Genomic DNA, 12,572 nt, shown 5'->3' with positions numbered 1-12,572 from the left:
CGACACGCCAGTGACCACGCTGAACTTGCCGCGCGGGATGTCCACGCTCATCGACTTCAGGTTGTGTTCGCGTGCGTTGACGATGCGGATCGCATCGTCTTCTGGGCGGTGCTCGCGGATCTTGCGGCCGAGGTAGGCGCCTTCGGGGTGCATCTTCTCGCTCACGCCGAGCGCGCCGTCGTAGTCGCGCAAGGCCTTGCCGGTGTGTGAGCTGGCATGGGCGCGCAGATCCTCCGGCGTGCCGGTGGCGACCACCTCGCCGCCGGCGTCGCCGCCCTCGGGGCCGAGGTCGATCAGCCAGTCGGCCGCGCGGATCACGTCGAGGTTGTGCTCGATCACCAGCAGCGAGTGGCCGGCATCGAGCAGCTTGCGCAAGGCGCGCATCAGCTTCGCGATGTCGTCGAAGTGCAGGCCGGTCGTCGGCTCGTCGAAGATGAAGAGCTGGCCCTTCTTGGCCACCGCCTGGCGCGAGCCGGCTGCAGCCTCAGCCAGGTGGCCCGAAAGCTTGAGCCGCTGCGCCTCGCCGCCCGACAGCGTGGGCACCGGTTGGCCGAGGCGCACGTAGTCCAGGCCCACGTCGACGATGGGCTGCAGCGTGCGCACGACCTCGCGGTCGTTGGCGAACAGATGGACTGCTTCGCTGACGGTCAGCTCCAGCGTGTCGGCAATGCTGAGTTGCCGGTCACCGCGGATGATCTTCACGTCGAGGATTTCGGCGCGGTAGCGGCGACCATCACAGTCCGGGCAGCGCAGGTACACGTCGCTCAGGAACTGCATCTCGACGTGCTCGAAGCCCGAGCCACCGCAGGTCGCGCAGCGGCCATCGCCAGCGTTGAAGCTGAACATGCCGGCGGTGTAGCTGCGCTCCTGTGCCAGCGGTGCAACCGCGAAGAGCTTGCGGATCTCATCGAACGCGCCCACGTAGCTGGCGGGGTTCGAGCGCGCGGTCTTGCCGATCGGGCTCTGGTCGACGAAGACCGCGCCGGCCAGGTGGTCCATGCCGAGCAGGCGATCGAACTCGCCCGGTGCTTCGGTGGCCTGGCCGAAGTGGCGCGACAAGGCCGGCACCAGCACGTCTTGCACCAGCGATGACTTGCCGGAGCCCGAGACACCGGTGACGACCACCAAGCGCTGCAGCGGGAACTCGACGTGGATGTTCTTCAGGTTGTGTTCACGCGCACCGTCGAGCAGCAGCCGCGGCGTGCTCTCGTCGACGAAGCGCTTGAAGCCCATGCCCACCGTCTTCCTCGCACCCAGGTAGGCGCCGGTCAGCGTGTCGGCGTGGCGCGCCTGGTCGGGCGTGCCGTCGAAGACGATCTGGCCACCGCGCTCGCCGGGGCCTGGGCCCATGTCGATCAGGCGGTCAGCGGCCAGCATCACGGCCGGGTCGTGCTCGACGACGACCAGCGTGTTGCCGGCATCGCGCAGCCGGTGCATCGCCTCAACGATGCGGTTCATGTCGCGTGGGTGCAGACCGATCGACGGCTCGTCGAGCACGAACATCGTGTTGACCAGCGAAGTGCCGAGCGCGGTGGTCAGGTTGATGCGCTGCACTTCGCCACCGCTGAGCGTGCGGCTTTGCCGGTCCAGCGTCAGGTAACCCAGGCCGACATCGCAGAGGTACTTGATGCGTGTGCGGACCTCGTCGAGCAGCAGCTTCAGCGCCTCGTCGCGCAGTGCATCGGGCAGCGTCAACTGGTCGAAGAAGGTGCGCAGCCGCGTGATCGGCAGCAACATCATGTCGTGCAGGCACAGGCCCGGCAGCGCCTCGAGCTGGTCACGTGACCAGCCGGTGCCGACCGGCATGAAGCGCTTGGCCGGGGCCAGCACGCCATCCGCCTCTTTCTTGCCGCCGAGGCGCCACAGCRGCGATTCGAGCTTCAGGCGCGCACCGCCACACACGGTGCACGGCGTGTAGCTGCGGTATTTCGACAAGAGCACGCGGATGTGCATCTTGTAGGCCTTGCTCTCGAGGTACTCGAAGAAGCGGCGCACGCCGTACCACTGCTTGTTCCAGTTGCCGTTCCAGTGCGGCGAGCCTTCGATGACCCAGTCGCGTTGCGCAGCACTGAGCTGGGCCCAGGCGGTGTCGCGCGGGATGCCGGCCTCGCCGGCGTACTTCATCAGGTCGTCCTGGCATTCCTTCCACGCCGGTGTCTGCAGCGGCTTGATCGCGCCCGAGCGCAGCGTCTTGCGCTCGTCGGGGATCACCAGGCCGAAGTCCACGCCGATCACACGCCCGAAGCCGCGGCAGGTGTCGCAGGCGCCGTAGGCCGAGTTGAACGAGAACAGCGCCGGCTGCGGGTCGCCGTAGCGCAGATCGCTTTCGGGGCAATGCAGGCCGGTGGAGTAACGCCAATGGTCGGGCACGCCTTCGTCTTTCAAGGCGTAGACGGAGAGGCGGCCGCTGCCGCGTTTCAGGCCCAGCTCGATCGCCTCCATCACCCGCACCCGCTCGGCGCTGCTGAAGCGGAAACGGTCGGCCACCACGTCCAGCAGCTTGCGGTCGTTGACCGTGCGCTCGGCCTGCACGCGGGTGAAGCCGCTGGCCGCCAGCCACTGCTCGACCTCTTCGGCGGTCGTGTTCGCCGGCAGCTCGACCGGAAAGGTGACGACGAGGCGTGGGTCGCCTGCCGCGGCGGCACGCGCCTGCAGGTCGGCATGAATGGTCTCCGGCGTGTCGTGCCGTACCCGCAGCGCCGTCTGCTTGTCGAACAACTCGGAGGCGCGCGCGAACAGCAGCTTCAGGTGGTCGTTCAGCTCGGTCATCGTGCCAACCGTCGACCGGCTGGTGCGCACCGGGTTGGTCTGGTCGATCGCGATCGCCGGTGGCACGCCGTCGACCTTGTCGACCGCGGGGCGGTCCATCCGGTCGAGGAACTGGCGGGCGTAGGCCGAGAACGTTTCCACGTAACGGCGTTGGCCCTCGGCGTAGAGCGTGTCGAACACGAGGCTGGACTTGCCCGAGCCCGAGGGGCCGGTGACCACCGTCATCTCGCCAGTGCGGATGTCCAGGTCCAGATTCTTCAGGTTGTGCTGGCGTGCGCCGCGGATATGGATGGTTCCGGAGGACATGAAGGCTACGGGTAAGCGTGGGCAGGGGTCGAACCCTCTATGTTGGCATGCAGAATAGGCCCCCGCTGCCGCGGGGGGAAACGTGCGAAACGTCTCGAACAGAGGGCGTGGGGTGCGTAGCAGCCACAGGATTGCCAGCAGTGGCTATTCACAGAATCAGTTTCCCTTCCTTTGCGGGAGTCATCGATGAGTTCGTGGATTCGTTGGGCGGGCCGTGCGGCCTGCGTTGTGGCTTTTGCGGGGGCCGCGGTCCCAGCCTTGGCCCAGATCAAGATCGGCCAGACGGCCGGCTTCAGTGGGCCGGTGGCAGCCGGCGTCAAAGAGGTCAGCGAGGGCGCCAAGCTGTACCTGGACGCCGTCAACAAGGCCGGTGGCGTGGCCGGCCAGCACATCGAGGTGGTCGCGCTCGATGACAAGTTCGACCCGGCGCTGGCGGCAGAGAACGCCAAGAAGCTGATCGACCAAGGCGTCGTTGCCCTCTTCCTGACCCGCGGCACGCCGCACACCCAGGCGGTGATGCCGCTGCTGCTGCAGTACCGCGTGCCGCTGATTGGCCCATCGACAGGCGCGATGGCACTGCACACGCCTGTCCACCCCTGGCTGTTCAACGTGCGCGCCACCTACCAGCGCGAAGCCGAACGCGCCGTGCGGCACCTGAGCCTGATCGGGATGGAACGCATCGCGCTGGTGCAGGTCGACGATTCATTCGGCGCCGATGCAGCGACCGGCGCATTGGCCGGTTTCACCGGCGTCAACAAGCATCCGGTGGTGCACGAGAAGTTCGACCGCACCAAGCCCGACATGGCACCGATCATCCCGAAACTGATGAAGGCCGACGCCCAGGCGGTGCTGTTCATCGGCTCGGGCAACATGGTGGCCGATGGCGTCAAGCTGCTGCGCAGTGCCGGCTCACGGGCGCAGGTGGTCACCTTGTCGAACAACGCGTCGGCCGGCTTCGTCAAGTCGCTCGGCGACAACGCGCGCGGCACGGTGGTCAGCCAGGTCTTCCCCTACGAACGTTCGTTGTCGGCACCGATCGTCAAGGAAGCGCTCGAGTACGGCAAGGCGGCCGGCATCGGCGAGGTGACGCCGGCGATGCTGGAAGGCTACGCCGCCGCCAAGGTGCTGGTTGAAGGGCTGCGCCGCGCCGCACCCAACATCACCCGCGAGCGGCTGCGCTCCGCGCTCGAAGGCTTCAAGCGCGTCGACCTCGGTGGCCTGGAGCTGAGCTACAGCCCCACTGACCACAGCGGGCTGGACTATGCCGACCTGTCGATCGTTGGCGAGGACGGGCGCTTCATGCGCTAAGGTCGAGGCATGACAGGCCCCTCGTACTTTCACGTCGACGTCTTCGCCGCGAGCCCGTTGAGTGGCAACGGGCTCGCCGTGTTCCTCGACGCCGATGGCTGGTCAGCCGAAGCGATGCAGCGGATCACGCAGGAGATGCGGCAGTTCGAGTCGATCTTCCTGTCGAGCATCGGCCCGGCCGGTGCCGTGGCGCGTGTGTTCACGGTGGAAGAGGAACTGCCCTTCGCCGGCCACCCGGTGCTGGGCGCGGCGGCGGTGCTGCACCGGGCCCTCGCCCCTGACGCGTCTTCGCGCGAGTGGACGCTGCAGCTGGCCCACGGGCCGATCGCCGTGCGCACCGAGCGACGCGACGGCCACTGGCTCGCCGAGATGAACCAGGGCCAGGCGGTCCAGGGCGCCACGGTTGCCGAGGCTGAGCTGCAGCCCGTCCTCGCGCGGCTGAGCCTCGAATCTGCGGATCTGGCGCCGGGCCTGCATGCACGCGTCTTGTCGACCGGCCTGCCCTACCTGGTCGTGCCGGTGCGGCCAGAAGCGCTGGCTCGCACCGCGATCCGTGCCGACGACCTCGAAGCCCAGCTCGACATGCTGGGCGCCAAGTTCGTCTTCGTGCTGGATGTCGAGAACCGCGAGTTGCGGACCTGGGACAACTTCGGCCGGGTCGAAGACGTGGCCACCGGCAGCGCCGCCGGCCCGGCAGCGGCCTACCTGTTCGCCGAAGGCCTGGCCGACCTCGACGTGACGGTCGAACTCGCGCAAGGCCGCTTCACCGGACGCCCGAGCGAGATCGAGGTGCAGCGCCGCGCGGATGGCGCGCTGCTCGTTCGCGGTCAGGTGTGGCCGGTCTGTCAGGGCGTGCTGGACATCGATGTCTCTTGGATGGCACGCTGAGCTGGCAAGCCGCTAGTCGTCGCGTACAAAGAACCTCGCGACGAGCCACAGATAGGCGAGGGTGAAAGAGAGCATGATGAGCAGGCTGGACCCAGCCGATCGAGATTGCCAAGCTCGGGCAGCGTCGACGTCGAAGGCGGTCCAGACGGCCTGCTTCATCCCACGCCGTGGAAGCTTGACGTAGTCCACGCCCCAATACTCGTCGTAGCCGATTTCGAAGACCTCGTCGGTCCGCGGGCGCTGATAGGACACGAACCAACAGGTCCGGGGAACGGGGCGAAAGCCGCAGTGAAATTCGACTCGGCCGTGCTCCGTGACGATGAAGTACCTTGGAGGGATTTCCATGCGCCCTCGGTATTTCGATTCCCCCTCGACCTCCACGGTGCCGATATGGCGAGGCGCGGTTCCCGGCGCAGGGGCGCCCACGAGGCGGTACCGCCAGGCCGGCAGGTTCACCCATGTCATGTAGCCGCAGTACCCCACCCCGATCAGCAGAACGATCAGGCCGGCGAGGCGCGTGGCCGTGATGGGAGAGCGCATGCTCGAATGTACGAGCAGACAGCCATGAAGCGAGGCCCCGGGCTTTGCCTGCCAGCGGCCCTGGGACAGCTTTCGCGAGCAGATGATGGCGGCCACAGCGACGACAGCGCCACCGCATCGCCCGACATCAGCAGTTTCTTGCAGCAGCTTGGCCGAACGTTATGCCGGGTGGACGACGACGAGCGCCAGCAGCACCGCGCTGAGCGCCGTGGCTTGACCCCGCTCCAGGTCAGTCGTCGAAGCGCCAGGCCAAGGTCTCGCCACCGCAGCGGCCGGTCAGGCGATGGTCGAGCGTGGCGAAGTCCACCTCCAGCGTCAGCTCGTCGTCGCCGGCCTGCCAGCGCATGGTCAGTGTTTGCGGCCCACTGTCCAGCTGCGTGAAGGTGCCACCGAACGCCGGGTGCGTGTTGCGCAGGCGAATCAGCTCGGTCAGCCGTTGCACCACGGGCTTGGCCAGCGCCTCCTCGATGTCGGTACGGTTGTAGTGGCTGCGGTTGATGTCGCGGCCGACGCCCGTGCGGCTGAGCAGGGCCATGTCGTTCTCGCCCGCCAGCAGGCCCATGTAGTAGACCTGCGGCACACCAGGCAGGAAGAACTGGATCGCGCGGGCCAACAGGTAAGCCCGGTCGTCACGCGCCAAGGCGTCGTAGAAGCTGCAGTTGACCTGGTACAGGTCGAGGTTCGAAGCGGCCGCCCCGGTGGCGCRCCGGCTGTGACCGCGGCTGTTGGTGTGGATACGCTCGACCAGTTGGTCCAGCTCGGCATCGGGCACCAGGCCGGGGTGGCCGGTGCGGTCGGAAGCGTCGGCACCGATGTCGATGATGCCGATGCCGTCATGCGTGTCCAACACCGTCAGTGCGTTGTGCGGACGCATGCCGATCCAGCGCTTGAGCGGCTCGGCGGTGTGGAAGGTGAAGGCATGCAGCACCAGCGGCGGCAGCGCGAAGTCGTAGACCCAGTCGACCGCGCGGGCGATCTCGATCTGCCGCTGGTGGTAGGCGTGGATCTCGACCAGCACCTCGATGCCCTGGGCCTTGGCCATCGCCGCGAACTCGGCGATGAAGCCGAAGGTCTCGGACGTCATGAAGCAGCTCTGGCCGGCCCGCTTGATCGCGTAGCCCACCGCATCCAGCCGCACCATGCTGACCTTCGCGTCGGCCAGCGTGCGCAAGATGCCGTCGAGGTAGGCCTGGCCCACCGGGTGCCGCACGTCAATGTCGACCTGCTGCGGCGTGAAGGTGGTCCACAGGATCTTGCGTTCACCGCCCTGCAGTGTGGTGGTCGTGAAAGGCAGGCCGGGCCGCGGGCGGTAGATGGCCAGCAGATCGCGCTCGGTGGCCCCTTGCGGGAAGACCGTGTCAAAGGTCAGGAACAGGCCCGCATGGGGTGACGCGTTGCCATGCTCGGCGTAGTCGCGAAATTGCGGCGACTCGATCGACATGTGGTTGACGATGACGTCGGCCATCACGTCGATGTCTTGCGCCAGCGCGCGCACGTCAGCCCAGTCGCCCAGGCGCTCGTCGACCCGCGTGTGGTCGATCGGGTCAAAGCCGGCGTCAGCACCGTCGAYCCGGTGGAAGAAAGGCAGCAGGTGCACGCCGCCGAAGAGACCGGCCAGCGGGGCATCGGGCCCCGAGAGCAGTGCGCGCAGATCGCGCAGGCCGCCGCCGCCCAGGCGGTCGACGTAGGTGATGAGTTGAACCTGGTTTTTCATGAAGGGTGTCGGGAGGTCGGGACACGCAGCACCGCGACCGCCGCCGCCAGCAGCAGCACGCCGGCCAGGCGGACGACGTTGTCGGGCTGGCCACCGAGCCACGCCTGGTAATACAGCGGCAGCGTCAGCATCTGCAGCAGCATCGGGATCACGATGAACATGTTGAAGATGCCCATGTAGACCCCGGCCCGCTCGGGCGGGATGCTGCCGGCGAGCAGCACGTAGGGATTGCCCATGATGCTGGCCCAGGCCAGACCGATGCCGACCATCGGCAGGAAGAGCCAGGCCTTGTCATGAATGGACGGCAGAGCCCACATGCCGATGCCGGCGGCAACGAGGCAGACCGCGTGCATCACATGGGCGCCGAAACGGCGCGTGAAGGGCACCAGCGCGAACGCTGCGACGAAAGCCACCGCGTTGTAGAAGCCGCCGATCTGGCCGTTCAGCAGGCTCGCTTCGCGAAAGCCGGGCGACGCGGCATCGGCGGTGCCGAACATCGTCTTGGCCAGCGACGGCACGATGTAGATCCAGTAGCACATCATCCCGTACCACTGGAACAGCTTCATCCACCACAGCCGCCGCATCGTCGGCGGCATGGCGCGCAGTGCGTCGGCGATCTCGCGCAGCGTGGCCATCGCGCCGCGCGGTTTGGCTTGCATCGCACGCAGCTCGGCCTGGCCCAGCGGCAGCTCGGGCACGCGACGCACCGACCAGTAGACAGTGGTGATCGACAGCACCGCACCGATCAGGAACACGGCGACGGTGGACAGCGGGATCTGGCTGCCCATCGTCGCGTCGCGGTCCAGCCCCCACCAGACCAGCAGCGACGGGCTCAGGTAGGCCAATGTCTGCGCGAGGCCCGTGAAGGCACTTTGCGTCAGGAAGCCGAGCGCGTGCTGCTCACGCGGCAGGCGGTCGCTGACATAGGCCCGGTAGGGCTCCATCGTCACGTTGTTGGCCGCATCGAGGATCCACAGCAGCCCCGCCGCGAACCACAGCCCTGGGCTGAACGGCATCGCCAGCAGGCCCAGGCTGCACAGGATGGCGCCGATCAGGAAGTACGGCGTGCGCCGCCCCCAGCGCGACACCGTGCGATCGCTCATCGCCCCGATGATGGGCTGCACCAGCAGGCCGGTCATCGGCCCGGCCAGCCACAGCAGCGGCAGGCTGGCCTCGTCCGCCCCCAGCGTGCGGTAGATCGGGCTCATGTTGGCCTGCTGCAGACCGAAGCTGAACTGGATGCCGAAGAAGCCGACATTCATGTTCACGATCTGCGCAAAACCCAGTCTTGGAGGCGGGGGGCTGCTCATGGTGCGACGGTAGCGTTCAAGGCGTTCAGAACGTGTACCGCAACGAGAGCTTCGCACTGCGCCCGTTGACGGCGCGGGCGATGTACAGCGGGTTGTTGCCCAGGTTGTTCTGGCCCTCGGCCTCGGTGTAGCCGAGCTGGTCGAACACGTTGTTGACGCCGGCGGAGAGCACCAGCTCGGGTGTCAGTTCGTAGTTGGCGAACAGGTTCACCACCGCGAAGCCGGGCAGCACGACCTGGTTGTCGTTCTGCGCGTAGCTCTTGGTCGTGCCGATGATCGCTCCCCCCACTTCCAGCGAACCGAAGCTGTACGACGGGCTGATCTGGTAGACCCAGTCGGCCTGGCGGCGCGGTGTGTTGCCCTTGTTCGGGCCCGAGTCGATCTCGGCATGGGTCCAGGTTGCGCCGCCCGCGACCTTGAAGTCGCCCAGGCGCCAGGCCACCTCGGCCTCGACGCCTTGCGAGGTGTACGAGTCCTTCTTGACGGTCTGGGTGGTGACCTCGAAGCCCGCGCCTTCCTTGGTGCGGGCATTGAACAGGGTCACGAAAGCGTTCAGGCCGCTTTGGCGGAACTTGATGCCGCCCTCGAACTGGTCGACCTCGTTGACCGGATAGGGGTCGATGCCGGTGGCGACGCGTTCATCCCAGATCACCCGGTCCGGCGACTTCCACGAAGCGCCGTGGCTGAAGCGCGCGAATGCGGCCAGGCTGCGCCCGAACTCGTAGTTGCCGCCCACCGAGTACGAGGTCGCATCGGTCGTGTAGTGCACGGCCGTCGTGCGGTCGGGGTTCCACTTGCCGCCCGAAGCGGCGTCGCCGAAACGCTGCGAGCCGGAGCCGCGCTGACGGTCCTGGCGCACGCTGGCATCGAGGCTGAAGGGGCCCTGCTCCCAGGTCAGCGCGGCATAAGGCGCCACGGCCGTCAGGCGCACGTCGATCGAGCGGAAGCAGCAGCCGCCCCAGGTGGTGGTGGCGTCGCCCACCGSCTCGGTGCTGGGGTTGCCGGCGTTGTCGTACAGCGCGGCGCCGTCKCCGGTCAGGCCGACGTTGTAGCGGTTCCAGTACCAGGTCTGGGCCACGTTCTGGATGCCGCTGAACAGGCCACCGGTCAGCGTGAGCCGCTGGTCGTCGCCGAACTTCAGCTCCTTTTGCACGCGCAGGTCGTTGAAGACGTTGCCCATGTCGTCCAGCGAGGTGTTGAAGATGTGGGCCGAGAAAACTGGCGTGTCGCCGGTGTAGTCAGCCGGCTGGCTGCCGGCCGGGAACAGGCCGATGAAACGGCCGTTGATGACGCTCTTGCGAAAGCGATCGGTCACCGTCCAGCCGTCGCCGGGCTTGAGCTGGGTTTCGACGCCGAAGGCCGACACGTTCACGCCAAGGCCGTCGGCCGGGTGGGTGATGACGGTGTGGCCATCGGCACCGACGACCACGTCGGTCGGAAAGTGGCTGTTGATGAAGAAGGCATTGCGAGGGTCGATGCCGGGCAGCTGCTTGATCTGGTTACCGTCCAGTTGCACGGGCACCGGCAGGTAGGTGGGTGTGTTGTCCTTCAGCTGCTTGACCGAGACGCGCACGTAGCTGCCGCGATCGTCGAGCTCTTTCGTCAGGCTGGCGCGGAACTGGCTGCCGTTTTCGACCGTAGTGTCGGTGTGGCGGGTGCCTTCACCGAGGCGGTAGAAGCCACCGAACTGGTAGTACAGCTTGTCGCCGAGCTTGCCGCCGTGCTGAAAGTCGATGCGTTGCTGGCGATGGTCCAGCCCCAGGCTCATGCCGACCGCACCGCCAGGAACCTTGCCGGTCTTGCCGATGAAGTTGACGATGGCGCCGGGCGAGTTGGTCGAGAGGGTCGAGGCCGAGCCACCGCGCACCACGTCAATCGAGTCGAGTGCGTAGTCGGCGCGCACGAACTGGTCGGCGGTGGCGAACGACACGTCGCCGACCAGCAGCACGGGCAGGCCGTCCTCCTGCAGTTGCACATAGCGGCCACCGCCGTCGGACATCGGCAATCCGCGCACACCCAGGTTGGCGTTGCCTTCGCCGCCGGACGACTCGGCGCGCAGCCCGGGCACAGCGCGCAGCACTTCCACCGCGCTGGCGGCGGTGGAGTTCTGCACCTGCTCGCTGTCGACCGTGCTGACGGAGACGCTCTGCTTCATCTTGCTGCGGGCGGTGGTGGCACCGGTGACGACGATGCGGCCCAGGTCGAGGCCCGCGTCGGGTGTCTCGGCAGGAGCCGGTGACGCGTCGGCAGGTGCGGCACCTGCGGCAGGCTCAGTGGACGGCGCCGCTTGCGCCCAGACGGTAGCAGTGGGCAGCAAGGCCAATGAAACGGCGAGCGCCAAGGGGTGGCGGTGCGGCAGGCGGCGGCGCAAGGTGGCGGGCATCGGATCGCTCCAGTCGAATTGGTGTACGGCGCGGCGTAGGCCCAGCGGGCCACGCCGTTGTCTCCGGTCCCGCCGGATCACGCGCTCGATGAACGCATCCGGGGCGGGATGGCGTGCAGTTTCGCGGTCATTGCAATCGATTGCAATTCAGTAGAAACACCAATGCCTATTGACGTTTACCAACCGGGGAAGGCGAGCTTAGTTGGATGATTGCAATCGATTGTCAACTGCCGGCGGCCAAAGCCGCCACGCGGCTCAGCGCAGCGGTGTTGCCGCGACGCTGCTGTGCCGCACCACCAGCTCGACCGGCAGCAACCGCGGCGGCTGCGCCTCGCCGCTAATCAGCCGAGTCAGCGCATCGACCAGCTCGACGCCGGCCTGCGAGACCGGCTGGTGGACCGTGCTCAACGGCGGGTCGGCGTAGGCCGCCAGCGCGATGTTGTCGTAGCCGATCACGGCCACGTCTTCGGGCACGCGCCGGCCGGCGCGTCGCAGTGCACGCATCGCAAGGATCGCGATCAGGTCGCTGCAGGCGAAGACCGCATCGAAGCCGGCACCGCCAGCCTGCAGCAGCGCATTGATCGCACGTTCGGCGCCCTGCTCTTCGAACGGCACCTTGTGGACGAGCGCCTCGTCGAAAGCGACACCTGCATCGGCCAAGGCCTGCCGATGGCCGGCCAGCCGCAAGGCCACCTCGGGCAGCTGCGCATCGCCCAGAAAGACGATGCGGCGATGCCCCTGCGCGAGCAGGTGCTGCGTGGCCAGGCGCCCGCCGAGCAGGTTGTCGCCGCCGACCGTGCAGTACAGCTGCTGCGGCAGCTGCCCGCCCCACACGACCACCGGGACGCCGCGTGCGGCCAGCGCATTGAGCTGGTCGTGGTGCCGCCATTGCCCGATCAACACGATGCCGATCGCGCGGCCGACGTCGTACAGCGACGAGACCGAATCCAGGGCCTCGGCATCGACGCGCGACAGCAGCATGTCGTAGCCGCGGTCAGTCAACGCATCGGCCAGGCTGCCGACCATCGAGAGGAAGAACGGGTCGGAGATGTGCTGACGCGACTGCGCGTCGTAGGGCACGACCACCGCGATCGTCTGGTTGCGCTGCAGGCGCAGGTTCTTCGCGCTCTCGTTGATCGTGTAGTTCAGCGAACGCGCCAGTTCGCCGATGCGGCGCCGCGTTTCTTCGTTGACCAGCGTACTGCCGTTCAACGCCCGCGAAACGGTGGACATCGACACGCCGGCCAGGCGCGCGATGTCGGCCATCTGCAGGCGTCGGCGTTCGGCCGACGTGTCGGGCTTGGCCGCCATCGCTGCGTCAGAACGCCAGCAATTCCAGCGCGCGCTGGTAAGC

At 67.3% G+C, this 12,572-nt stretch carries 8 protein-coding genes; 2 read left to right on the top strand and 6 right to left on the bottom strand.

Features of this window, described 5'->3' with window-relative positions:
* Positions 1-3,075 (bottom strand): excinuclease ABC subunit UvrA (uvrA, locus tag AC1DYI_RS15060; protein WP_477204936.1); only part of this gene is annotated, 3,075 nt, incomplete at its 3' end.
* Between the two features lie 186 nt (positions 3,076-3,261).
* Between uvrA and AC1DYI_RS15055 the strand changes: the two genes are divergently transcribed.
* Together AC1DYI_RS15055 and AC1DYI_RS15050 are read left to right on the top strand one after the other, a co-directional pair.
* The gene (locus AC1DYI_RS15055) at positions 3,262-4,383 is read left to right on the top strand and encodes an ABC transporter substrate-binding protein (protein WP_477204935.1); all 1,122 of its coding nucleotides are present in this window, start codon (positions 3,262-3,264) and stop codon (positions 4,381-4,383) included.
* Between the two features lie 9 nt (positions 4,384-4,392).
* Positions 4,393-5,271 (top strand): PhzF family phenazine biosynthesis protein, encoded by an 879-nt coding sequence (locus AC1DYI_RS15050; protein ID WP_477204934.1) that lies wholly within the window; start codon positions 4,393-4,395, stop codon positions 5,269-5,271.
* 12 nt (positions 5,272-5,283) lie between these two features.
* On the opposite strand, the gene AC1DYI_RS15045 is transcribed toward AC1DYI_RS15050, so the two are convergent.
* From AC1DYI_RS15045 to AC1DYI_RS15025, 5 genes are all read right to left on the bottom strand, one after another.
* The gene (locus tag AC1DYI_RS15045) at positions 5,284-5,907 is read right to left on the bottom strand and encodes a hypothetical protein (RefSeq protein ID WP_477204933.1); all 624 of its coding nucleotides are present in this window, start codon (positions 5,905-5,907) and stop codon (positions 5,284-5,286) included.
* Positions 5,908-6,040: 133 nt separating this feature from the next.
* Positions 6,041-7,525, bottom strand: a complete 1,485-nt coding sequence (gene gtfA, locus AC1DYI_RS15040) for a sucrose phosphorylase (RefSeq protein WP_477204932.1) — start codon at positions 7,523-7,525, stop codon at positions 6,041-6,043.
* Complete coding sequence (locus AC1DYI_RS15035) at positions 7,522-8,835, bottom strand: MFS transporter (protein WP_477204931.1); 1,314 nt, start codon at positions 8,833-8,835, stop codon at positions 7,522-7,524. Before AC1DYI_RS15035 ends, gtfA begins: the two co-directional genes overlap by 4 nt.
* Before the next feature lie 25 nt (positions 8,836-8,860).
* Positions 8,861-11,218 (bottom strand): TonB-dependent receptor domain-containing protein, encoded by a 2,358-nt coding sequence (locus AC1DYI_RS15030; RefSeq protein ID WP_477204930.1) that lies wholly within the window; start codon positions 11,216-11,218, stop codon positions 8,861-8,863.
* A 255-nt stretch (positions 11,219-11,473) separates the two neighbouring features.
* Positions 11,474-12,529, bottom strand: coding sequence for a LacI family DNA-binding transcriptional regulator (locus tag AC1DYI_RS15025; RefSeq protein WP_477204937.1), 1,056 nt, complete (start codon positions 12,527-12,529; stop codon positions 11,474-11,476).
* Positions 12,530-12,572: the final 43 nt, after the last annotated feature.

Source organism: Ideonella sp. P3_A4, assembly GCF_056403075.1.
This window is presented reverse-complemented; position numbering and strand designations above follow the sequence as displayed.